Here is a 25,179-nt window from a genome sequence, read left to right as displayed (position 1 = left end):
TAAGTAATATTAAACTACAAAGCGGGTTGTTTAATAATCAAGACTATTTAAACTACGCACATTTTACCAGCTACTAAACAAAGCATAAAAATCAAGCCACGGTTTGCAAATTGTGGCGTTTAGTTCACTTAAACGTCTAAAAACAGCGAATTGATAAATGCAATATGCTGCTCCTCAACCTGCTGTTTCAATGTCCGAATAAAATCCATTGCTGTCGCAGGCCGATTTGGATAAGCATACTCTTGCCATACTGACTTAAGTGCACTAGTTATCGCTTCATCGCCTACTTTAGCCCTTAGTTTTGCAAATACGATGGTGGCTTTTGAGTATTGATCATAATTTTTTGTTGAATCAATCAACGCCATTTTAGCGGTAATATCCATGCGCGATGCCTGCTCATAACGCTTTGTTTCATAATCAACTAATGCGTTCATAGCGGTTTTACCGTAGCGTTTTTCTAACACGACTAATTCGATATATTTAGCCATCGATTCCATTAAAAAGGCACTATCTGCAGGCACACTATTACCTATATCATGGCCAAACCACTGATGCGCGGTTTCATGCACTGCACGGCGATAACGCTGATCAAAGCCAGCACCAACGCTTGGACGAGCCCTAAACCCAACTTTATCCTCAATTAATATAATTTGTGGTAAAGCATACCCAGTGCCACCAAATGGGGGAGCTGCAATTAAGCTTAATTGCTTGGCTTTATACGCAACAATATTATTTTTAAACCAATCAAGTGTGTCCATCATTGCTTGAAAGTTAACGGCAATTGCATCTGAACGCTCAATCGGCTCTTGTTTTTTTGCAAATACTTGTAAAGTAACACCATCATGTTTTTTAGTTTCAGCATTAAAAGGCACTGACAGCCAAGCTGGTAAGTTATTAATTGCAGACACTGTTTTAAACTTAAATATTTCACGACCCTGTTCACGTTGATGCGTAATTTGCTTGCCCTGTGTCACAACTTGGTACCCCGTTGCCGTTGATACTGTGCTCGACATCGTTATACGCTCATAGTGTGCTGGTCTATTTTGCCCTTTAGTAAGTAACGCTGAAGCTAAAGGGCGAGGCTTTTGTTGCAAACCATATTGAGCTCGTAAGCTTGTATCTGTTAACTCATAGTTGATTTGATAGCCAATGGTTGGCAGCACCGGAACTGCTCGAATATAACTAAATTCAGGCGTAATTATTTGATGTCCACCAGCAGGCCACAATTTCGCTTGATGTACTTCAAATTGTGTTGTTAATTGTCGTGTTTCATGTGGTTTTATTGCAACGTCAAACTCATATACAGCCTGATTTAAGTCAGGATAAAAAGCGATTTGGGTCGCACCTTTAATCTTCACCTTCGCCCACTTATAAAACCCAGCTCTGCCGACTAAAATTTGCTTAATGGCCATTGGATGAGAGTTTTTTAAGGTGTAAGCCAGATCAAACTTTGCTAACTGTTGATGCGGGTAAAAATCAATTTTTGCATCAATATGACTAACCTGAGGTTGCAACTTATGCTGCCAGCCTGCAAAGGTTTTTTCATAATCCGCTTTAAAGGCCTCACGTTTATGTGAATTGGTAAGGGGCTTTTCATCAACTAACCGTAGGTGTAATTGCACAAATAAACCAACACAGAGCAACACAGGCATTATTAGCCATGCATCTTTTCGTACAACCGCACGCCTATCAAGCCCTGCACCGCGGTGACTAAATACACACGTTAGCAATATAAAACTTACACAGGCAAACAACCACACCTGTATATAAGGCCAATAACTGCTAATACTGGCCCGATAATCCCAAAATTCACTCGGTGGCTGCAATGGCGTCCAAGCTAGGCTCCAAAATGTGTGTGTGAATCCTAAATAAGTCATAACTGGTGTAAATTTTAGCAACAGCATCACAAAAATAACGCCTCCTGCAACCAGTGTTGAGCGACAAATATTAAATACACACACCGTTACCCAGCCAATTAGCATCAGGGGCAGTGCCGTTAAACACAGAACATATACATGATCGTACGCGTCATATTGGCTATGAATAAACCATTGTGACAAAGAAGCACCAACAAAGCTCATCGTTGAAAAAATAATAACCAGGGTAGCCAATACCAATAATTGACTATATAAAATAGTGGCCGTTTTGATCGGCGTAGCAGCAATTAGCTCAGCCATGTTAAAGCGCCGTGCATAGCAACTGATTTGCCAGCTCCAAAGCACCATCAGCAAACACCCAAACAGTATTTGCATATCAAAAGCATAGTGACTAATTGCATCGATGCTGGTTGCGCTGATTACACTCAATGGCTCAGCATAAGCAGAAGAAGAGGCTACATTATTAAACACCATGGCTGGCCAAGCTAATAAAATTAACAGTGTTATTGGATGCTTTAAAACATTGAAAAGCGCTACTTTATAGCATGCGATAAATATCGGCAGTTCATGGTTTTTTGCAGCCACAGGTTGGTACGAAGCACTTGCTACTATAACGGATTGTAGATTACTCACTGCATTTTTTACCCGCTTATTGAACGAGTTAAACACATTACTCGCTGCCGCCGTACTAAAGTAGATAGCGGTTGTGAGTAACAGTATCAGCACCCGATTAATGGCTATAACCCAGCCCTGAGGCTCAACAAAGCTACCTATAATTGCAGTGTATGCGAAAGGATCTAACCATATAAACAGTTGATAACTAGTTTCACTGATAATACTACTTCCCGCCAATATGGGATTACCCGTGACACTTGCAAGCAGTAAGTAGCCAATCCATAAAACTGCAAATACAAAATAGTTCACCAGAGGGCTGCTGAATTTTTGACAAAACCAGAATGCAATTACACCAAGCAAACAACTATTAGGAAGCAGCACAAAAAGACTATTAACAGCCAGTTGATTAATGATTTGCCAGTCAAACCCTTTGCTGTGTACTTGCATAACCATCATTACTAGCATACTGATAAGCACAATCACAAACACACACAACACCAACGTTCCCACACGTAGCAATGCGCTTTGTTTAAACGTGATAGGTGTCACTGCCACCAGCTCTTGCATATTGTGTATTTGATCACGTAAAAAAAATGTCGGTGCAAGCGCACCTGTAAGTAAAGCTAGTTGTATCATTTGCAGTGCAACTAGATGTAATTTAAATTGATTTATAGCGTCGCTGCCTTCGACGGCTAAACCTGATGACAATGTAAACGCAAATAAAGGGGCAGTTACAAAGCAAAGCCAAAGCAAAGGCTGGCGAAGTACATAATGTAGTTCGTTGATCAGTAGCATGTGTGACACCCTCTAGCTTTCAATTCATAAAAATAGCTATCTTGCAGTGTCACTTCGCCAGGTCTTGCACGCTCAGCGGGAGCCGTTGTGGCATAAACTCGAAATGAAGGCTTGCCGTATCGATAACTTTGGCTTAATACAAAGCTCTCTTGCGGTAACACACTAGGAAGGCTCTCCAGTAGCCATACACAACCATGCAATGGCTTAATGAGTGCTGCCACTTCACCACTTTGAATTAACCGACCTTGGTTGATCATCGCGACAAAATGACACTGATTTTCTATGTCTTCTACTATGTGGGTAGATAACAACACCAAGCGCTGTTTACTAATCGTCACCAATAAATTATTGAGACTTTCGCGCTCAGCAGGGTCAAGCCCTGCGGTTGGTTCATCTAGAATAATCAGCTTAGGGGAGCCTAGCAACGCTTGAGCAATACCAAAGCGTTGTTTCATCCCACCAGAAAAGTGGCTCACCTTTTTGTTTGCAAACTGAGATAAATTTAATAGCGCCAAGAGCTCACTTATTTGCTGCTGTCGGTCTTTTCTATCAAGGCCCTTTAAAATTGCGATATGCTCTAGCAAAGCAATACAACTCATATTTGGATAAACACCAAACTGTTGCGGTAAATAGCCCAGCTGTTTGCGCATCTCATCAGGGTGTTGCAACACATCTAAACCGTCAAAGTTCACCTGACCAGTATCAACGCTTTGCAAACACGCAAGCGTGCGCATTAAGCTTGATTTACCCGCCCCATTTGGCCCAAGTAATCCCACCATACCGGTTGGTAAAGTAATAGATATATCACTTAATGCTTGGGTACCATCTGCGTATTTTTTATTAATATTTGTAAGTGTTAGCATCGTTATGTTCCTTAATTGATTAATAATCACATTAAGAAAGCACCGCACAATAAGCTACATAGCAATGATCAACACATTGAATTAAAGGATGAAAGCAAATATTTTGCAGTTGTCATTAAAAAACGACCTTTGATCATTATTTTGCTGAACTAAGTGAAGTAATTCATTTAAACTTAATAACATATATCATTAAGCACGATGAACATGGAGTGTAGTATGCAGGCAGCTATTTCAGCGCGGTGGCAACGATTAAACTTACATTATGTGGTTGTTTTACTACCCGTTATTGCTGCAATAATGCTAGAAGCACACATTCGCTATCTATCATTAAAGCAAGACTCAGCCGAGCTCTACACGCTAATTAATGGGCAACTATTTTTAGAGTGCTTGCCTTTTTTAGCTGCTCACGCTTTAGCATTTAAATTGCCACTTAAACGCTCAGTTGTAGTGTGGCTATTAGGCTTTGTTGCGTATCCTTCTCTTGTCTACCTGTTAAATATAATGTCTTCTGCGTTTGCTAATTGGCAATACCTCGACGCACAATGCTGGATACTCTCTGCATTCGCGAGTCTTATTTGGCTAATGTTAAAGCGAGTTAGTAGCGCACAAAACTCATTAACTTCAAAGTGGTTTAACTCATTAACATCTCTCGATAATATGGTTATTTTAGTATTAGTATCGTGGTCTTTAATTATGGCTGGCGTACTTAATACGCATACAAACCCGATGCTAAATCAACCTTTAGACCTGATCCTTGACATAAGCAAAGTATTTACCCAATTTAATCAATTCCTAACTTACTTTTGGCAGCTAAGCGTATACACAGCTATCATTTTTTGTTTGTACTTATTTAACCGATACATATTGATCCGCCAAATATTAACAAACCATGGTGTGTTTACTTTTCTCGCTGCATGTTTAATTTTTATTGCTTTGCTTACACCCACCCTCACTGCGGGTGTGCTTTTACTGCCCATCAATGATCTGCCTACAGAGGTTGTAAATTTAACACCAAGTGGAACTCGAAGCCTTTTTAGTAAGTATAACTACCAGTTTATGTTTTTCTTTCTTAGCGTTAGCACGCCAATTATTTTAGCCTTTGAACGCCAACAGCAGCATAATAAATTAAATGTGATTGCCAAGCAGCAAACTGAAACAGAACTGACGTTACTACAACAACAAATTAACCCGCACTTTTTATTCAACACACTAAATAACTTATATGCATTAACACTCACTAAATCAGATAATGCACCGCAGTTGGTGATGCAACTTGCCAATTTACTTCGATACACGGTCTACGAAGGTCAAAAACAACAGGTTTTCTTAACCCAAGAAATTAATTATCTTAAAGACTTTATCGAATTACAGCAGATCAGAAGTGGTGACAAGTGCCAATTTAACCTTGTTTGGCCAAGTAACCCTGGTAAATTAAAAATAGCCCCACTGCTACTCATTATTATATTAGAAAATGCTATTAAACATGGTGTAGAGCCAACATCACAGCAAACAGAAATAACCTTTGAACTCACAGTCAGTAGCAATACACTAACGCTGTATTGCGCAAACACCATCCACCAACAAAAACAACAAAATGATTCTGGCATGGGACTGAACAATTTAAAGCGAAGACTGGAACTTCTGTACCCAAATAGCTATTCTCTGATTACAAATAGTCAACATAATATTTGGCACACTACACTCACTTTGGAGCTTTCATCATGTTAAACGCATTCATAATCGATGATGAGCCACTCGCACACCTCGTAATTCAGCACCACTTAGCAGCTCACCCTACAATTAATATTGTTGGCCAATACTATAGCGCAAAAGATGCTTTATATGACTTGGCAAAGTTAGACGTCGATTTAGTCTTTTTAGACATCAATATGCCAGAGTTATCGGGGTTAGAGTTACTCAAAGCGCTCGCTAAACCACCGCAAGTAATTATAGTCAGTGCTTATCAAGAGTATGCCTTTGAAGGCTTTGAACTCAATGTAACTGATTATTTGCTAAAGCCCGTATCGGCAGAGAGGCTTGAGCAAGCACTCAACAAAGTTATAATTCGTGAGAATCAGTTTTCAACACAGCCGCAATCAAGCATCATTCTTAAAGTTGACCGTGAAAAACGTAAGGTCAACTTAGATAGTATTGAATACATTGAGGCGTATGGAAATTATGTAAAAGTTCACCTAGCTGACCAAGTGATACTTGCAACAAGCACACTTAAGCGGCTCTCAGTACAACTTGATGGCTCATTCTTGCAAACTCATAAATCATTTTTAATCAATAAAAATAAGGTTGTTGCAGTTAGTAATGACTATATTGAGCTAATCTCAGGTACGATTGTAAAAGTTGGCAAGTCATATAAAGAAGTATCACGTTCTTTGCTCTAAAATATACTGATATAAATTATCTGCGAGCTTTTTATGTTCACAAGATGGCCAGTGCACCCCCTCATACTGACAAGGCTTAATAAACAAGAAGGCATCAACCAATATGCAGTTATGCTTGTTGGTCACTTTTTTACACCAAGCAGCAAGATGCATAACTTTATGCTCTGCCCCCGCATAGATTTTTTTATAAGCGCCGTTCGCAATTACGTTTGCAACAGAGATAACCACAATGCTTGGTACAGGTATCATTGATTGTTGATAAAACAGCTTAATAGCAGTTATAAAAGAGTCTAACCCACCTGCAATTTGCTCTGGTGTTAAGTCAAAGCGCGCTTTTAAATCATTAGTACCGAGTTGAATAATAACAACATCAACAGTATGCGCTTCCAAATACGGTTTTAAATACTTAATGCCCGATTTATCCCCCATAAACGGGGGATTATTGACTAAAGTACGATTAGGTTCCCCTGCTTCAATCACTTCAAAGCCTGTGCCCAACTGCTGCTTTAATAAAGTAGGCCAGCGTTCAGTTTCGCTCAGCCGTTTCCCATCAACAGGAGAAATACCAAAGGTATTCGAATCACCAAAACACAAAATATTCATTTTAAAATGGATTCAGCGTGTAGCCTTGTTGCTGTAACTGCGCATGAGCGGTCATTGCAGAAAGCGCCATTTCCACCCCTGGAATAAGCTGCTCTGCTGCTACCTTCATATGCATTGCCGACTGCCCGCACACATACACAACCGTATTATTAGCAAGTAGCTGGGTGATCAAAGACTGGTTTTTATTATCAACATCAAAGCGGCTTTTGTAAACGCTGTTTTCCAGCACATCAACACTCGCGCTACCGTGTACGACTAAGGCCAGTTGGATGTTTTCCGGCTTTACCCCATGGGCAACATGCATATTAATAAAGCGCGCTAACGAATTAATAGGGTTATTTTGCTCGCCATGTTTTGCACCATCCCCCACATCAAAGGCAATTTTAAACTGCGCTTGGCTTAAGTCTGATACTTGAGCTGGTACATTGTAAAAATAACCAAAGTCATTGATAACAGGAGTTGGCTCAGCAGCGATCGTTGTTAAGCTAGTTGCAAGAAGGCCAAAGCCTAAAAGTGAAGTTTTCATAAATCATCCTTTTTTGTTTAGCCTACCCGTATTTAACCAGCCTGTACATGTGAATGAGCTTTAAAAGTCATTCCTAAATAATTAAAGGTTTGTTTAAACATGTCTATAAAGGCGTCTGGCGCAGAGGCAGATGAGGCATTAGACAATAGTGAAAACTGTTTTTGACGTAAAGTTCTAAGCTTCGGTTTTAACGCCTCGTCATCCATGTAATCTGTGATCCTATCCATAAATGCTTTCATTTGTGGCGTGGTGTTATACCAGTACACAGGCGATGCGAACACCCAATGTTCGTAGCGAAGTAACACTTCAAACAAATTATAAAAATCATCATTGTGATACTGCTTATCGTAGCGATAAGGTGAAATAACATAATCATCTAAGCAAAAAACAATGCCGCTTTGTTGCTTACTATAGGCATTAACTTGCGCCGTAGTATTACCGTTTTTACGGCCACTTGAATAAATAATAGCGGTGTTATGCATTGGTTTTTCTTGCATTTTATTTCTCCTTTTTTATGGTTGCAAAGAGCGTAAAACCTCAAGTAAGATTGAGGTCAACCTTAAAAATTGATTTTTAATAAAAAATAAGAAAACTATGACCGATCAACAAAAAAAGCTTGTTGAAGCTAATTTAACTGTGGGCTTTGTAGCTAAACGCAGCGGCGTAAAAGTCTCCGCGCTACACTTTTACGAAACCAAAGGCTTGATCCGCAGCTGGCGGAACAACGGCAACCAACGCCGTTATAAGCCTGATGTACTGCGCCGTGTGGCGGTCATCAAAGCAGCGCAAGCAATGGGCATTACTCTTGAGGAAATCAAACAAACCCTCGCCACTTTACCTGATAAACGTACCCCCACTAAAGAAGATTGGTCAGCATTATCAAAAAACTGGCAAGCACAACTTGATGAACGTATTGCTTTTATGCAGCGCCTACGCGACAGAGTCGACGGCTGCATCGGCTGCGGTTGCCTGTCAATGACAAAGTGCCCGATTTACAATAAAGACGATTACTTAGGCGATACCCAAAGTGGCGCAGTACTTTTGAATAATCCTCAAAAATAATCCTGCCAAAAATAACAATACGCTCAATATTAAAAACACTTAAATTCAAATAATTGCACTAAAAAGCAAGCAAGTGTTAGATTCATAATAAGGCTACAAAAAACCAAAACAGTTACACTTGTTTACATATTTTTACATTTAAGTTAAATTAAAGTTAACAGGATGCTTACTTATTGTTAATTAAAGCTATCTTTTGGAGTGCGTTTCAAACAATAACTATCCAAAAAGGATTAAACAATGCGTAAATTAAGTACTCTAAGTTTTGCTGTTTTAGTCAGTTTATCAGCGGTGCAAACTCATGCGGCAGAACTTATGTCCGTCGACACAAGCCGCGCGATTGAAGGTAAATATATCGTTGTATTTAAAACTCCCTCCGTTTTAAATGTTCAAAGTAGTGATGCAATAGCTGACTTTGCCAGTTCACAATCAGCGAGTTTAAGTAACCTATATAACATCGATGTGGCTCAGGAATTTGGCGGCATTTTAAACGGTGTTGTTGTCAATGCGTCAGATAAAACAATTCAACAAATGCTTAGCAATCCGAATATTGACTACATTGAACAAGATCAAATGATGTCGATTAACCCTTTGGCACAAACAAACGCAAATCAACCAAATGCAATCTGGGGCTTAGACCGCATAGATCAACAAGACCTCCCTCTCAATTCAAATTACTATTATGATTTTGATGGGTCTGGCGTAACTGCGTATGTCATTGATACAGGTGTACGTATAAGCCACAATGAATTCGGCAATCGCGCATCTCACGGTTATGACTTTATAGATAACGACTCAGATGCAACAGACTGTAATGGACATGGTACGCATGTTGCCGGCACGATTGGTGGTGGTACTTACGGGGTTGCTAAAAATGTCAACATCGTAGGTGTGCGCGTACTAGGTTGTAATGGTTCAGGCTCAAACTCAGGGGTTATTGCAGGTATTAACTGGGTTAAAAATAACGCGACGGGACCTTCAGTTGCAAATATGAGTTTAGGCGGTGGCGCCTCACAAGCAACTGATGACGCAGTAAACAATGCCGTAGCAGCAGGAATAAGTTTTGTAGTAGCTGCGGGTAATGACAACAGTAATGCCTGCAATTATTCACCAGCTCGTGCAGCGAACGCCATAACTGTTGGCTCAACGACTAGCAGCGATAGTCGTTCAAGTTTTTCAAACTATGGTAACTGTTTAGATATCTACGCACCTGGTTCAAGTATTAAATCAGCATGGTATAACTCAAATACATCAACAAATACTATCAGTGGCACCTCAATGGCCTCGCCTCATGTTGCTGGTGCCGTTGCACTATACCTTGATGAAACGCCCTCTTTGAGCCCATCACAAATCGATACTATGCTCAGCCAACGAAGTACTAAAAACAAAGTGTCTGATGCGAAATCTGGCTCACCGAATGAGTTACTTTATACATTAGAAGGTGGCATTATTGTCCCCCCAGAAGAAAATGAACTGACCAATGGACAAAGCGTTAACGTATCAGGCGCTCAAGGTACAAACACTTTTTATAAGCTCGTTGTTCCTGCGGGTTCTGAATCGCTATCATTTGATACCAATGGTGGTTCAGGCGATGTTGATATGTATGTACAGGTAGGGCAAAAACCTTCAACTAGTAGCTACAACTGTAGACCATATAAAAATGGCAACACAGAAAACTGCACGTTCACTAACCCACAAGCTGGCGATTGGTGGGTAATGCTCAATGGCTACAGCCAATACAGTGGTGTAAGTTTAACTGGCACAATTGGCGGTGGCACTAGCTGTGGCAGCAATTGCTTAACAAATGGCGTGCCAATTACAGGGCTTTCTGGGGCACGAAATCAAGAACTTGTCTACACCATTGAAGTACCAGCAAATGCTTCGTTGAATATTAGTATGTCTGGAGGTACGGGCGACGCTGATTTATATGTTCGTAAAGGCGCACAAGCTACAACTAGTGTGTATGACTGCCGTCCATATGCAAATGGTAATAATGAAAGCTGTAACCTAGGCTCAGGACAAGGCGGTAAATATTACATTACACTAAGAGGGTACAATGCATTTTCTGGCGTAAGCATTGTTGCATCTTACTAATTAACTGACTCTAAAAAACTCAATAATACCAATAGTGTTAAGTTGCTGACCATTTATAACGACAGATAAATACAGTGATAACAAGGCAGAAATTTTGACATGTTGTTGCTCTACATAAAAAATGATTAACGCAGTTAGCGTTTTATTTAGCCCGCCAGAATGGTTAAATATTTAAGTCGATTGGTATAATAATATGGCCTATTTTTATAGGCCGTATTATTTATTGATACTCTCTAAAGTGCTCACATTTTTAATAAAACGGCTATAAATAGAGAATAAATAGTTCAGCTGCAAAATAATAAAAGTATTTAACTGCACGCATTAAAACGTTCAATCCATACTTAATTTTGCCGCTGTAATAATGTTGAGTACCCGCCAACTAAACACTTTTCCATTGCGAGATTGGGGTTTGCTTGGCTTTGAAAACCAAATTGTTGATAAAGTGAATGAGCGTCTTTTGTTGCCAGTGTAAAACGGCGTAATGATTGCAATTCAGGGTGACTCATTACATGATCCATCAGCTTTTTACCCAGCCCTTGACCTCTAAATGGCTCTAACACAAATACATCCAGTAAGTTTGCAAAAGTGGCTTGGTCAGTCACCACTCGTGCAAATGCCAATAGCTGTTTATTTTCAATTAATGCAAAGCACAGCGAGTGTGCGAACGCTTTTTCTAACCGTTCGCGACTAATGCCTTGACTCCAATAACTTCGCTCAGATAAAAACTCAAACGCTTGGGTAAATTGTTGTGGTGACAATTGGTGAGTAAATTTCATTTTATTTCCCTACTGAATGCTTGCATTGGAAAGAAAAACTAAAGGAATTGATGCCGCAAGAAACAGTGACATAACCCAATTAAAACGTTTAAAGATATTTGGCTTATTTAGAAATTGGCGCATGTATTTGCCAAAATTCACCCAAAACAAGCCTGAGCAAGCCGCGACAAGGTTAAAAATAATCACGCCCAAAATTGCAGAAGGCCAATAGGCACCTCCTGGTAAAGTAAGTGCAGTACAAAGTGTCATTAACACTGCATATGACTTAGGATTGATCAACTGAAAAAGCATGCCTTGAAAAAAATTTAAAGGCCTTGCTTGAGCATTATCACCTTTTAATTGAGAGCTACTAGCTATCTTGTATGCCAAATATAAAATATAACCACTGGCACAAAGCTGTAGAAAAAAATGCAGCTTTGGCTGTATTAAAAACAATTTACCTAATCCTAGTAGCATTGCCAAATGCATTATCGTCATGCCTACTCGAATACCCAATAAGTGCGGTAGGGTTTTGATCACGCCAAAATGTGTGCCTGAGTGAGTAAGCAAAATATTATTAGGCCCAGGCGTAATTGACGCCGCAAAACAAAATAAAATGAGAGCCGGAGCAAGCTCAAAAACAGTAGCTGTATTCATAATAATTAATTGTATTGATACAATATTGTAGTTGTTTAATAACTATTAATTGTCATACTTATGTAAAATCATCAATATTTTTATTGTTATGAATACAATTTACAAACCGGATCACACTCTATTTAGTAGTTTGTGCAAAACACAGCCAAAATATCGCGCATTAGCCGCTTTGATTGAGCATGCTATCGACAACAAAATGCTGGGTTTTGAGCAAAAATTACCAGCCCAACGACTTCTCGCTGACAGCCTAAGTGTTACACATGGTACGGTAACTCGTGCATATGCTTTACTTGAGCAACGAGGGTTGGTTACTGCAAAACTAGGGGCTGGTACCTTTGTAAGTAAAGTTATTGAGTTAAGTCATTTTGAGGGCGACACAGACTTTGCTTCAAGCATGCAACCGATGATGGGGCAACAACATGTTATGACCAATGCCCTGCAATCGCTGTCAAAGGATCAAAGTGCATTAACAGATGTGATGATTTATAAACTCAATGGACTTACCTCACATCAATATTTTTTCAAACAATGGCTAGCGGATAAGGGCTTTGATTGCTTAAACCATCCGTTGATATTTACCCAAGGTGCTCAGCAAGGAATATTCACTACGTTAGCAACCTTGTGTGAAAGTGGCGATACTGTCATTGCAGAGTCAATGTGTTACCCCGGTTTTTACCATGCGTGTCATTCGCTTAAACTTTCATTAGCGCAAGTAAACGTGCATAGCGACGGGATTGATCTTGCACAAATTGAAGCATTGTGTAAGTCGCGTACAATCAAAGCGGTTTACATCACGCCAAACTGTCAAAATCCAACCAATATTTGCTATAGCAGTAACAATTTAAATGCCCTACTGGCGCTGAGTCGCCGATATAATTTTTTCATTATTGAAGATGACGTAAATTACTGTTTGCCAGAGTATTGGCGATTACCATTGTGGCAACAAGCACCGGATCGGGTTTTTTATATTTCAAGCTTTTCAAAATATTTTGCAGGCGGACTACGAGCCGGTTACTTATTACCTCCACGACTTTGGGAGCAACCAATTTTAAAACAAATTCATAGTGAGTGTTGGGCGGTTTCCTCAATGAATTTTGAGTTAATAATGCGCGCCATTAAGAGTAACGAATTTACTTATAATCAAACTAAGCTAGCAGATGAGATACGCTATCGTATTGAACAAATAAAAAAGCTGCTTCAAACTTATGAGATAGATGCTCAGTTTGCCAGTTTAAATGTATATATTCGCTTATCCCAGTCGCAGAATATGTTTGAGTTTTGCAGCGTATTAAAAGCGCATAAGGTAATTGTAAGGACGCTAGATTCCTTTATCCCAGAAGTTCCAGCCCTAAAGGTGGATAATCCAAATGGTGTTCGCCTCACCCTAGGCGGCCCAGCAACCCGGGCTGAGTTTGACTTAGGCATCACCCGCGTTGAAGCCGCTTTACAGCAGTTTAATCAAACATTTGAGGTAGTTATTTAAATTTTATTATTCAATAAAATCGGGGAATCATTATTCCTTTGGGTGATGTGAACTCATACTTTTATGAGGAAATATAGTGTTTAAAGTTCTGCGATTTTTCTATCACTTTTGCATTTAGTTTTGCAAATTTATATGAAATTGACATGAATATCCTTTTGCCTACCCAAGCAGTTATTTACTGCTTGGGTTAAATTCCTTTAATTTTATTATGTTATTTAACTATAGATCTACCATCAAAAATGAAGTGAATTTTTGCCACAACGTTTTACTAAACTTAATGTCACACTCGGCTTTTATGTTATCTGCGTATTTCCATGGAAACTTAAATATATCCGGCGGTGTTAGCTTTTTAATAGGTTTACCCATCAAAAGGTTATCAAGCTGCTCTTCATCATTAAAATCTTTTAGAAGCTCATCATCAGCTTGATTCATTTGCTTTAAAAATGATTTATCAACACGATACCAAAAATACTTAGGGCGGCCATTCGCTTTATCAAACTCAGCAGTGGTTTTATCAAACTCACGGTAATATTCAAATTGAGGGATATCTGCTAGGGGTTGGGTTATATCCATAAAGTTTTGTAGCAGTTCCCAATGAATAAATCCACAAGATATATCATTATTATATGTAACTTCATATCTGGCACTTCGAGTAAAATGTAAGAGTGTAAATCCTCTATAGGGAAACCCACTTTTTGGGTTATGCGACACCTTATAATGAGCATTAAACTCTTTAAATGGTAAAGTATCGAGTTTTCTAGAGCTGTAATCTGGCACACTTACCCCACCTGTTAGGCGATTAAAAACAACAGCCAATTTAATTTTGTGGCGAAATACTGGCCAAACAAATACATTAAACAGTTTTGATATAGCCCACGCTATAAAAATATATAAAACATAATCAAAGGCATTTTTATAATCTCCAAGAACAAAACTCACAAACGGAAAAGAAACAATTAAAAATAACAAGGTAATATGTAAAATGACCCACGAAAAAACTAATACATCGATATAATTAGTAGCATTTGAAGATAACGCCAATTCAACTCCATGTTTCTTTCGACATAAAATTGAGCGGTACTCTTCACTTTTACCACTTAAATTATACTTATACTCTGACTTTTGATCATTATTATAACAATGCCCAAAAACGCTTCCTCTTGGGAATAGCGCTTGCTTACTTTGATAGCGGCAATACATAGAGTCACGCTCGTCTGTCGCAATTTCATTTCTAAACTTTGTTTCTTGCTTACCTCTGTAAGCGGTCTCTGCATACTGCTCAAGCATATTCTATTTCCTTTATTATCCATGCCTTATCAGGTACTTCACCGTCTTCCCACCCCTTACGCTCATCTATATCAACATAAGGCAAAGTGACATTTTTATCTAAGCGATATTGTACTTTTACTTTCCAATCAACTTCGAAATGTTTCGGCCACATGGATAAAATTGGGACAATATATTGAAACCCAGTAATAGCTCCTGATTCAGTGTTTTCTTTTTGGATTATTTGCCAATTTTTATGATCGTAACGGAATTCCTGCTCAAAATGTAAAACTCCTTCATCTTCAATTTGATATACCTGAACGAGAAGTTCCGATTGACCTAAAGCAAAGTTTGGTGTGTCTACATCAATGGTTAATTGGCAATGGGAACCAGTTAGCTTTTTAACCCCTAATGTAACATTTGGACTCATCAATGTGCCTACTAATGCGGCGTAACGAAATTAAGATGACACCCATCTTAACTATTCAGAGTGAGTATCGTTTTTATTCTTCAATTTGCGCGGCGTAAAGCCCCGCCTACGCAAATTTAAACAGCTATATTACATCGCCTGTAGGCGGCAGTTTACCTCATGCATGGTTTGATTTTTTTCTACCTTATGACTAAGATGCGCGTATTTAAAGTGGCTCTCTTCTTAATTTCCTTTTTACTTCCTTAGTCGTCAGTGTGCCAATAAACCTAGATGGGTGCATAACCCCTAGGCTTGAATTCCATTTTTAATTTTTATCAGAATCCTAGTTGCATGCTATACATAAAATCATCTTTTAAGGTATACCCATAAACAACTGCAGTGCTAAGCGCTTTGCTTTGTATTTCCATGTTAGTTTTTCGATACGCTCAGGCTCACCTTTAAAATGCAGCCAAGGTTTGGTTATTTCTTCGTTCGGTGTCGCTCTGAGCCAATTAAAATGAGCAGCCTCTTTATTGAATTTTTGCCAAATTTCGACTTGTTGATCAAGCGAAAAATCGCTCCAAAAATTATTGGGTCTGTCATTTTGCTTATCAAATTCAGCTGTGAGTTCATCAAGGTGGCGGCAGTTTTCATACTCAGGCACATCAGGCAGTGGTTGGTTGTTATCCATAAACCGGACTACTCGTTCCCAATATAAATAGCAGTTCATCGGGTTATTTGAGTTATCAGGCACTTGAACAACAATTTTAGTGGCGGGGTATTTATCCTCATCAATATGACTAATAAAAGGCACAAACCCCATTACACCCGGGCGTGTTGCCACTATATCAAGGTGGCATACAATATCAGCCCATTTAAAACAACAATTACCCAGCTCATCACGCTCTTCACAACCGGGTATCTCATAGGTAAAGCCCACTAGCTGTTTTTGTCTGTCAAAATATATTTGCTTTTTAGGGATGTAACTATCTGTTATTGGTAATAAGTTAAGAAAAAATAGGTTCCAAGAAAAAGTGAGTATAGGTATCCACCACTGAAACTTTTCACCTTCTTCGTAAATAGGCAGAGATACAACACTTATAAAAGTCACAAGGCTTAGTACCGCTCCTATAATTATAGGACCAAAAAGTATTGCTCTAGCAGGGCTATTCCCGCACATTTCTACTTTATATCGTTCAGGATATTTTGTAATTGCTTGTTGTTTTCTAGCTGGTAAATCATATAAATAGCATAAGCCTTTGAATTTACTCTTAAGGCTATTTAATCTCTCTGGGTAAAAAAAACGATTAAATCGCGTTTTTTTAGGCATGATATCAACGGCTAGGTAGTCATTATTTTGCATTTAATATCCTTATTGTTTAATCAACCTTGGCACTTTAAAGTGCCTCGTTTGAATTCCTTTTCTGATTGTTAACATATCATGGACCCTGAAACTTAAGCCGTTTCACGGAAAGCCGATAAAAAGCTGAAGCGCAAGGTGCTTAGCTTTATATTTCCACGTTAATTGTTCTATGCGCTCAGGCTCTGCTTTCCAATGCTGCCAAGGTTTGATTATTTCGTCATTTACTTTACCTTTTAACCAATCAAATGGAAAAGCATCTACTAAAATTTCGTCCCTAATTTCAATTTGCTGTTCAATTGAAAAGTCTACCCAAAAGTCTGAAGGACGATTATTTTTTTTATCAAACTCTGCCGTAATTGGATCTAAATGGCGGTGCTGTTCATATACAGGCACATCGGGCAATGGCTTACTTAAATCCATAAAGCGCACATAACGCTCCCACAATAAATAACAATGGACAGGGTTAGCTGAAAGCTCTACAACTGAACCGGTAACAGTTGTTTTAGGGTACTTCTCTTGGTCTATATGACTAATTTCTGGAAAGTAATTCATCACACCCGGCGCACCCATTTTCGAGGTTAACCTGCAAACAATCTCTTCCCATTTAAAGCAACAGTTACCTAAGTCATCTCGTTGTTCGCAACCTGGTATATCAAAAGTAAACCCGACCGTTTGGTTTTGCCTGTCAAGGTACATCATCTTATCTGGTATATACCTAGCCGTTATTGGTAATAAATTTAAGAAGAATAAGTTCCAGCAAAAGGTAACAAGTGGTATCCACCACTGAAAATTTTCACCTTCATCATAAAATGGAAGTGATAAGATACTAATTAATGTAACAAAGCTTAATACAGCACCAATAGCCATTGGACCAAATAATATGGCTTTTATAGGGTTATTGCCACAAGGTGCTATTTTATATTGCTCTTTTTTATTCGCGTAAATGCGCCTATCTTGATTTAGCCAACGTCGGAAAAAACATAATCCTCTAAATTCGCTTCCTTCATTTATTATTCGGTGCGCTTCAAAAAAACGATTAAACTTCGTTTTCTTTGGCATTATTCCAACACCAAAGTAATTATTTTTTTGCATCAGGTTCCTTTGCTTTAATAAACCTAGGCAGCATATACTGCCTAGGCTAAGTTTACTTTTATTAAAAATAAACTTAGCCTAATACTATACATAAAGTCATCTTTTAAGGTATCCCCATAAACAACTGCAATGCTAAGCGCTTTGCTTTATATTTCAAAGTAAGTTTTTCGATACGCTCTGGCTCACCTTTAAAATGAAGCCAAGGTTTGGTTATTTCTTCGTTAGGCTTTCCCTTCAGCCAATCAAAGTCATAAGCTTCTTCTTTTAATTTTCGCCAAATTTCTTGTTGTTGCGAAAATGAAAAGTCGAGCCAAAAACCTACAGGTCTATTATTTTGAATATCAAACTCAGCTGTCCGTGGGTCTAAATGCCGGTGTTCTTCATATTCAGGTACATCAGGTAAAGGTTTAGTTAAATCCATGAAACGTACATTACTTTCCCAATACAAGTAACAATATGCTGGTGTTTCTCCATTATCCGCCACCGTACCTAGCATTTTAGTCTTTGGATACTTTTCTAAATCAATATGGCTAATACTCAGGAAGTAGCTTACAACTCCCGGACGCGTAGATGCAATATCAAGCCGACACACTATTTCATCCCAACTAAAGCAGCAATTACCTAATTCATCACGCTGTTCACAGTCTGGTATATTGAAAGTAAAACCCACTGTCTGCTTTAATCTATCAAAATATATTATTTTTTTAGATGTAAACCTAAATGTAACTGGTAATACATTCAAGAAAAATAAATTCCAACTAAATGTAAGTAACGGTACCCACCATTGATAAGGTTCGTCCGAGTAGGTAGCAACAACACAAGAAATGACAAATAGCAAACTTAAAGTAAACCCAATTGCCATTGGTCCAAAGAAGAGCGTTTTTATAGGATCGTTACCACACTTAAAAGACCGATATCTTTGCGGTTGGGTTTCAACTAAATGCATGTCAGTATCTATCCAATTATACAAATAGCATAAGCCTTTAAACTTTTTATATCGTTCTTTGATTTTATGAGGGTAAAAAAAACGATTAAATCGCGTTTTTTTAGGCATGATATCAACGGCTAGGTAGTCATTATTTTGCATTTAATATCCTTATTGTTTAATCAACCTTGGCACTTTAAAGTGCCTCGGTTTGAATTCCTTTTCTGATTGTTAACATATCATGGACTCTGAAACTTAAGCCGTTTCACGGAAAGCCGATAAAAAGTTGAACCAGTAAACGCTTTACTTTATATTTCCACGTTAATTGCTCTATGCGCTCAGGCTCTGCTTTCCAATGCTGCCAAGGTTTCGTTATTTCGTCATTTACTTTACCTTTTAGCCAATCAAATGGAAAAGCATCTTCTAAAATTTCGTCCCTAATTTCAATTTGCTGTTCAATTGAAAAGTCTACCCAAAAGTCTGAAGGACGATTATTTTTTTTATCAAATTCAGCTGTAATGGGGTCTAAATGGCGGTGCTGTTCATACACAGGCACATCGGGCAATGGCTTACTTAAATCCATAAAGCGCACATAACACTCCCATAATAAATAACAATGGACAGGGTTAGCTGAAAGCTCTACAACTGAACCAGTTACTATTGTTTTAGGGTACTTCTCTTGGTCTATATGACTAATTTCTGGAAAGTAATTCATCACACCCGGCGCGCCCATTTTCGAGGTTAGCCTGCAAACAATCTCTTCCCATTTAAAGCAACAGTTACCTAAGTCATCTCGTTGTTCACAACCTGGTATATCAAAAGTAAATCCGACCGTTTGGTTTTGCCTATCAAGATACATCACCCTATCAGGTATATACCTAGCAGTTATTGGTAGTAAATTTAAGAAGAATAAGTTCCAGCAAAAGGTAAGGACTACCAGCCACCAAGGAAATGGCTCTTCAGAATACGTTGCGACAACACAGGCTATTAGTAACAATAAGCTTAATACAGCCCCGATAGCCATTGGTCCAAATAATATGGCTTTTATAGGATTATTGCCACAAGGGACAAGTTTGTATTTTTCGCGCTGATTTTCATATAACTTGTTCGTATCAAGCCAATCATATAAAAAACACAGGCCTTTAAATTCGTGATATATATTTTTTATACTACGATATTCAAAAAAACGATTAAACTTCGTTTTCTTTTGCATTATTCCAACACCAAGGTAATTATTTTTTTGCATCAGGTTCCTTTGCTTTAATAAACCTAGGCAGCATACACCACCTAGGTTTGAATTCCTTTTCTGATTGTTAAAGAGCAGTAACTTTTAAACACCGGCTATTAATTGAAATGCCAACGTTTTAGCTAGGCGTTTCCAGTATGGGGTGTTGTCTGGTTTGTTTAAACTTTCGTCTATCGGCCACTTTTCCCAGGGGTTGGTGATTTCTTTATTTGCCCAGCGTTTTGGGTTGGTGATGGCGCCATCAAAGTTAAAGCGGTAAATATCATTATCGAGCTTTTCTTCTATTTGCTTCATTTGCTTGTAGCTCATTAAACGCCAGTACTTTTCAGGGCGGTTATGAAGTTTAAAAAGAATAGATCCCAGCAAACAACAAATACAATAAACCAAACGGGTAATGGTTCCGGGGTAGCAGTAAATTGGGTGTAGAGACATATAAGAAAAATGCAAGCAACCACGATACTCCCTGTTACTCCTAAAAGAATAGGCCCTAATGTTAACCCTAGCGTCCAATCCCCCGCATTATGAAAACCCAAGTAGCGGCTTTCATTATCCAAGCTTTGAGGCTGTACTTTTTTATTATCCTCTTTTTCTAATAAAAATCGGACAATAATTAACCCTTTAGGTGAACTATACTCATACTTTTTTGAGGAAACGAAATTAAGATGACACCCATCTTAACTATTCAGAGTGAGTATCGTTTTTATTCTTCAATTTTTATTCTTCAATTTGCGCGGCGTAAAGCCCCGCCTACGCAAATTTAAACAGCTGTATTATATCGCCTGTTGGCGGGAGTTTACCTCGCGCATGGTTTATTTTTATTCTACTTCATCACCAAAAACGCTTATATTTAAAGGGGCTGTCTTCTTAACAGTTTATTATGTCGCCATATTAGCCAGCAACGTGACGGTAAACCTAGGCAGCATATACCGCCTAGGTTTGAATTCCTTTTCTGATTGTTAAAGAGTTATGGTCAGTTAACCGATTTGATATTCTGTGTTTTTATGGAAAGTAGAAAGCTGTAGTTTTTTAATGTTTACTTCCACGGCTTACAAATCAACTATTAAAAACAAGTAAAACTTTTGCCAAAGCGTTTTACCAAATTTAATTTCACTTTCAGGTTTTATATTCTCTGCGTATTTCCAAGGGAGCTTGAAGATTTCAGGTGGATTAAGTTTTTTGATTGGTTTACCCATTAAAAGGTTATCGAGTTGCTCTTCGTCATTAAACTCTTTTAAAACCTCGTCATGTGCTTTAGACATTTCTTTTAAAAAAGACTTATCAACACGATACCAAAAATATTTTGGTCGACCATTGGCCTTATCGAATTCAGCGGTGGTTTTATCAAACTCTCGATAATATTCAAATTGCGGAATATCAGCTAAGGGCTGAGTAACATCCATAAAATTTTTTAATAATTCCCAATGAATTAGTGCTGGAGTAATTCGATTTGCGAACGTTATCTCATATCTCATACTATATTTATAGTGTAACAACGAAAAGCCACGATAAGGATAACCACTTTTAGGATTATTCTGTACTTTATAATGGGCATTGAATTCTTCAAATGGTGCAACTTCAAAATCTTTCGCATTTGAACTCGGAACTTCAACTGTTCCATTTAAGCGATTAAAATTGACGGTAAAATTATATTTGGAACGAAAAAATGGTAGCACTATCAAACTCATTACTTTTGAGATAATCCAAATAACCACTAGAACCAATAAAAAATCAAGAGCGACACTGGTTGCACCTAAAGCAAATGCCACTGAAGGGATAAAAATAACAAACAACAAATTAATAAAGTGCAGTATAACCCAAGAAGAAATAATGAAATCAGTGAAGTTAGCAGGAATAGTACTCAGGGCCAGTTTTAACTTTTTATCTATTTTGAAAAGTGCTCTGCAATCTTCGGCACTTCCATTTAAATTATCCTTGTAAAATAAGGTTTGAGAACTGTCAAAACAATGTCTAAAAACATTTCCTCTTGGGTATAACGCTTGCTTACTTTGATAACGACAATACAGAGAGTTGCGCTCATCAGTCGCTATTTTATTTCTAATTTTAGGGTTTTGCTTACCTCTATAAGCTGTTTCAGCATACTGCTCAAGCATATTCTATTTCCTTAATTATCCAAGCTATATCAGGTTGCTCACCTTTACCCCATTTATCACGCTCATCTATATCGACATAAGGTAAGGTGGTATTCTTATCTAAGCGATATTGTACTTTTACTTGCCAATCAACTTCAAAGTGTTTTGGCCACATTGATAATATCGGTATGCTATATTTAAACCCAGTTATAGCCCCTGATTCAGTGCTTTCTTTTTGGATAACCTGCCAATTTTTATGGTCATGACGAAATTCCTGCTCAAAATGCAAAATTCCCTCATCTTCAATTTGGTATACTTGAACAAATAACTCTGATTGCCCAAGTGCAAAATTTGGCGTGTCTATATCAATGGTTAATTGGCAATGCGAACTGGTTAACTTTTTCACCCCCAAAGTCACATTGGGCTTCATTATTGTTGACACTAATGTGGCATAACATTCTTTAGGGTATGTATCCCACTTTTTATAATCACCTGTACAACGGTCATCTTCATCTTCAGCAAATGGGCCATTTTTAGCCCAGGTTTCTAATTCATTATCAGTGACTAACATAGCAATAACTGCAATGATCAAGCCGACTGCGATTATTGCCCACCCAAGTGGGGTAGTAAATAATGCAGCCCCCAAATAAATAAACCCTGCAATAGCAATTACACCACTCAAAGCATGAAAAAATACTGCATCCATATCATTTTTTTGCAAAGACTTATAAATGTCATATGAAGTAATTGCTAAAGCCAATGTAAGCCCAACTTTAGCCAATATTTTTGTAAGCTGAAAAGTACTAGTTCTAAATCTAAAACCTTTTTCTAAAAAATCTGCAACTGAAGTAACCTTGAAAGAAACAGCCTCAACAGATAAAGTCGCTAAACTATAGACAAGGTTTATCGAATCAAGGACGAACTTAGCATCTACCTTGTCCCCTGCCTTAAACTTTTTAATCATCTCGTTCGCATTAAACATTTCAAACGCTAACATCACCATCGGCAAGTTGTGTTCTAAAACTCTCACACCTTTGAGCTTGACTGTATCAACGGCACCTAGCTTAAAGTCAGGGTTATCATACGCGCTTGCATACCGATGCGTTTTGGGTACTACTACTAATTCACCTTCGATAGAATCATATCTACCGATTAAATCGTGATAATCTGTCCAATTTTTTGGGTTAAAATAGCCTTTGTTACTGCCAAATGCTTTCGGGTCTTCAGAGGCGATTACATTTTCTTTACTATCATAAATCGTTACAGCATTTGGCGGCGGATTTTTCACGCTTTCACGTAACATTGCACGCCTTTGCTGCCTATTGTTTTGCGTGCGCTTATAATTGGTTATGCCTATTACTGATGGGTTATCACCTAATACTGCCCCAGCTTGTTTAACATGAATATCTGCAAAGTCACTAATTCCAAGCGCCTTGTTATATGAGACCATTAAGTTTCTAATTTTTACAGTATGTGGTTTTAAAACGCCGTTTTGATATTGACTTGCAACACGCCCCCACGCACCGGTTAAATACCCCACCGCATCTTTTGCTTTACCAAAAAACTCTTTTAAACCTTTATTAGCTAATAAGCTGTCTTGCTCTTGCTTTTCTTCGATCAACTTTTTATGAATGCGCTTAAACTCTTCAAATCTAAATTTAGCTTCGCCATTATTTTTTTCTTCCGGCAACTTGTTTAATACAACACTCCCAGGCTGGTTTATATCGAAGTGCCCTTCTGGGATCATAAAGCAGTCAGATAACCAATTGCCTTGCTCAAACGTTGCTTTTAAAAAGCTTTCTATTGCGCTTGTGGCTTTATTTATATTATTTTTACGCTCGTTTTCAGCAGGTAACTTTTCTTTCCAAGGTCTAAATACACCAGTTGAAACATCGTCGATACTCAACATATTTAATACATTAGTAATAAAATTAAAGCCAAATAAATAATCTACATTTTCAAGGGCTACCCAATCATTCATTACTGGAGCTAAACCAATATAATCACTTTGCTTAGAAGTTAAAGATGAGTCGTTATTTAAGTCTTGTAAAAAATCAACAAACTCTTTTTGTGCTATTGGTAACTCCTTTAAATATTTCTCTAATTTGTCATTTGACAAGTATTGCTCTAGATATTCTTTGTCTAGATGCTTTGCTCCACTACGTAAAAACTTTGCACCAGAACTTAAGTCTGCATATCCCTCTTTTTTGGTTTTTATAGGAGTCATCGAAGTTCGATGTGGGAATATATAATGATCGCGCATCACTTTTTCATGCAAATCATCATTTAGCATCGCTTGATAAGCCAACACACCTGAATCATAATGTTTCTTATCTGTTAGCTTTTTATTCTCAAGCTGTAGCTGTAAAAAAATCATTTGGCACTTATTTAACAGAGAAAGCGCTATGCCACCTGGGTCATGTATTGTAATTTGCCCTTCACGCTCTGCTACTGCTAAATCAATTTGTTGACAGCGAGCGTTTCGTAATGAATCAGCTAATCTTTGATCTTCAACATGTGTAGGTGCAGTGGCGTTAGCACTTTTTTGTCTTGGATCATCTTTGTACAGTCCGCCGAGGCTCACAATATACTGCCATGACCATTGGGCGATGGAAAAAGCAACTTGTACCGTGGGGTCACTAAGTGAACCTGGCTCACAGTTTAAACCATTTGTTTTCTTAGGCAGCAAGATTGTTTGGGTAACTAAACCCGAATATGAACGCTCGTTTTTGCCAAATTCAGTTGCCAAATCAACTTCAGATAAACAACCATTGTCAACAGCTGCAATTTCACGCCATAAATAACCATTAACGAATATATAGTAAAAGCCGTTTAAGTTACTAACAGGTCGTTCGTCTTCTCCTAACACTTGAAATTGCGCAGGTTTAGCTTTGTTTTTATCAAGGGACGCCTCGGTAAAAACGGTTGGTTTTACCGAAATAAATTGCGCTTTATTGTCATCACTTGGCGGATTATCTAAAGTATAAGGTTGTGTATAGCCGAAAGGTATATATGAACTCCCACATTCACCCTTTATCTCCGAATCTAATTTAATTAATCCCATA

The 25,179-nt window shown here is 38.2% G+C and carries 21 protein-coding genes; 5 read left to right on the top strand and 16 right to left on the bottom strand.

Going from position 1 to position 25,179, the window contains the following annotated elements; translation table 11 throughout:
• Positions 1-128: 128 nt before the first annotated feature.
• Positions 129-3,287: a M1 family aminopeptidase gene (locus H5182_RS01745; protein ID WP_182759401.1), complete on the bottom strand. Its 3,159-nt coding sequence runs from the start codon at positions 3,285-3,287 to the stop codon at positions 129-131.
• Positions 3,278-4,150: an ABC transporter ATP-binding protein gene (locus H5182_RS01740; protein WP_182759400.1), complete on the bottom strand. Its 873-nt coding sequence runs from the start codon at positions 4,148-4,150 to the stop codon at positions 3,278-3,280. The genes H5182_RS01745 and H5182_RS01740 overlap by 10 nt, the downstream gene beginning before the upstream one ends.
• 216 nt (positions 4,151-4,366) lie before the next feature.
• On the opposite strand from H5182_RS01740, the gene H5182_RS01735 reads away from it, so the two are divergent.
• A complete protein-coding gene (locus H5182_RS01735; protein WP_182759399.1) occupies positions 4,367-5,878 on the top strand; it encodes a sensor histidine kinase in 1,512 nt (503 codons plus the stop codon).
• Entirely contained in the window at positions 5,872-6,546 is a 675-nt protein-coding gene (locus H5182_RS01730; RefSeq protein ID WP_182759398.1) for a LytTR family DNA-binding domain-containing protein, read from the top strand. The genes H5182_RS01735 and H5182_RS01730 overlap by 7 nt, the downstream gene beginning before the upstream one ends.
• On the opposite strand, the gene H5182_RS01725 is transcribed toward H5182_RS01730, so the two are convergent.
• The 3 genes from H5182_RS01725 to H5182_RS01715 are packed head-to-tail and all read right to left on the bottom strand — an operon-like array spanning position 6,529 to position 8,172.
• A complete protein-coding gene (locus H5182_RS01725) occupies positions 6,529-7,149 on the bottom strand; it encodes a GDSL-type esterase/lipase family protein (protein ID WP_145234548.1) in 621 nt (206 codons plus the stop codon). The genes H5182_RS01730 and H5182_RS01725 overlap by 18 nt on opposite strands.
• 1 nt (position 7,150) lies before the next feature.
• A complete protein-coding gene (locus H5182_RS01720) occupies positions 7,151-7,675 on the bottom strand; it encodes a DsrE family protein (protein WP_182730815.1) in 525 nt (174 codons plus the stop codon).
• A gap of 32 nt (positions 7,676-7,707) precedes the next feature.
• Positions 7,708-8,172 carry a flavodoxin family protein gene (locus H5182_RS01715; RefSeq protein ID WP_149981836.1) on the bottom strand — a complete coding sequence of 155 codons (465 nt, stop codon included), beginning with the start codon at positions 8,170-8,172 and terminating at the stop codon, positions 7,708-7,710.
• 97 nt (positions 8,173-8,269) lie between these two features.
• On the opposite strand from H5182_RS01715, the gene soxR reads away from it, so the two are divergent.
• Both soxR and H5182_RS01705 read left to right on the top strand, forming a co-directional pair.
• Positions 8,270-8,737, top strand: a complete 468-nt coding sequence (gene soxR / locus H5182_RS01710; RefSeq protein ID WP_145234554.1) for a redox-sensitive transcriptional activator SoxR — start codon at positions 8,270-8,272, stop codon at positions 8,735-8,737.
• A 237-nt stretch (positions 8,738-8,974) separates the two neighbouring features.
• A complete protein-coding gene (locus tag H5182_RS01705; RefSeq protein WP_145234556.1) occupies positions 8,975-10,828 on the top strand; it encodes a S8 family serine peptidase in 1,854 nt (617 codons plus the stop codon).
• A gap of 341 nt (positions 10,829-11,169) precedes the next feature.
• Here the strand turns inward: H5182_RS01705 and H5182_RS01700 are convergent, their stop codons facing one another.
• Complete coding sequence (locus H5182_RS01700) at positions 11,170-11,604, bottom strand: GNAT family N-acetyltransferase (RefSeq protein ID WP_182730817.1); 435 nt, start codon at positions 11,602-11,604, stop codon at positions 11,170-11,172.
• Between the two features lie 9 nt (positions 11,605-11,613).
• Positions 11,614-12,240 carry a LysE family translocator gene (locus H5182_RS01695; RefSeq protein ID WP_145234560.1) on the bottom strand — a complete coding sequence of 209 codons (627 nt, stop codon included), beginning with the start codon at positions 12,238-12,240 and terminating at the stop codon, positions 11,614-11,616.
• Between the two features lie 88 nt (positions 12,241-12,328).
• On the opposite strand from H5182_RS01695, the gene H5182_RS01690 reads away from it, so the two are divergent.
• Positions 12,329-13,723, top strand: coding sequence for a PLP-dependent aminotransferase family protein (locus H5182_RS01690; RefSeq protein ID WP_182759397.1), 1,395 nt, complete (start codon positions 12,329-12,331; stop codon positions 13,721-13,723).
• A gap of 219 nt (positions 13,724-13,942) precedes the next feature.
• Here H5182_RS01690 and H5182_RS01685 read toward each other — a convergent pair whose 3' ends face one another.
• The 9 genes from H5182_RS01685 to H5182_RS01645 form a co-directional block, all read right to left on the bottom strand.
• Positions 13,943-15,010 (bottom strand): hypothetical protein, encoded by a 1,068-nt coding sequence (locus H5182_RS01685; protein ID WP_182759396.1) that lies wholly within the window; start codon positions 15,008-15,010, stop codon positions 13,943-13,945.
• Positions 15,003-15,419: a hypothetical protein gene (locus H5182_RS01680; protein WP_182759395.1), complete on the bottom strand. Its 417-nt coding sequence runs from the start codon at positions 15,417-15,419 to the stop codon at positions 15,003-15,005. Before H5182_RS01680 ends, H5182_RS01685 begins: the two co-directional genes overlap by 8 nt.
• Before the next feature lie 352 nt (positions 15,420-15,771).
• Positions 15,772-16,761: a hypothetical protein gene (locus H5182_RS01675; protein ID WP_182759394.1), complete on the bottom strand. Its 990-nt coding sequence runs from the start codon at positions 16,759-16,761 to the stop codon at positions 15,772-15,774.
• A 102-nt stretch (positions 16,762-16,863) separates the two neighbouring features.
• Positions 16,864-17,853, bottom strand: a complete 990-nt coding sequence (locus H5182_RS01670) for a hypothetical protein (protein ID WP_182759393.1) — start codon at positions 17,851-17,853, stop codon at positions 16,864-16,866.
• A 103-nt stretch (positions 17,854-17,956) separates the two neighbouring features.
• Positions 17,957-18,940, bottom strand: coding sequence for a hypothetical protein (locus H5182_RS01665; RefSeq protein WP_182759392.1), 984 nt, complete (start codon positions 18,938-18,940; stop codon positions 17,957-17,959).
• Positions 18,941-19,043: 103 nt separating this feature from the next.
• The gene (locus tag H5182_RS01660) at positions 19,044-20,024 is read right to left on the bottom strand and encodes a hypothetical protein (RefSeq protein ID WP_182759391.1); all 981 of its coding nucleotides are present in this window, start codon (positions 20,022-20,024) and stop codon (positions 19,044-19,046) included.
• An 84-nt stretch (positions 20,025-20,108) separates the two neighbouring features.
• On the bottom strand, positions 20,109-20,333 hold the full coding sequence (locus H5182_RS01655) for a hypothetical protein (protein WP_182733916.1): 225 nt from the start codon (positions 20,331-20,333) through the stop codon (positions 20,109-20,111).
• A gap of 737 nt (positions 20,334-21,070) precedes the next feature.
• Positions 21,071-22,135, bottom strand: coding sequence for a hypothetical protein (locus tag H5182_RS01650; RefSeq protein ID WP_182759390.1), 1,065 nt, complete (start codon positions 22,133-22,135; stop codon positions 21,071-21,073).
• Positions 22,128-25,178, bottom strand: a complete 3,051-nt coding sequence (locus H5182_RS01645; RefSeq protein WP_182759389.1) for a hypothetical protein — start codon at positions 25,176-25,178, stop codon at positions 22,128-22,130. Before H5182_RS01645 ends, H5182_RS01650 begins: the two co-directional genes overlap by 8 nt.
• Position 25,179 lies beyond the last annotated feature (1 nt).

This window comes from Pseudoalteromonas sp. SG44-17 (genome assembly GCF_014164235.1).
GTDB lineage: Bacteria > Pseudomonadota > Gammaproteobacteria > Enterobacterales > Alteromonadaceae > Pseudoalteromonas > Pseudoalteromonas rhizosphaerae.
This window is presented reverse-complemented; position numbering and strand designations above follow the sequence as displayed.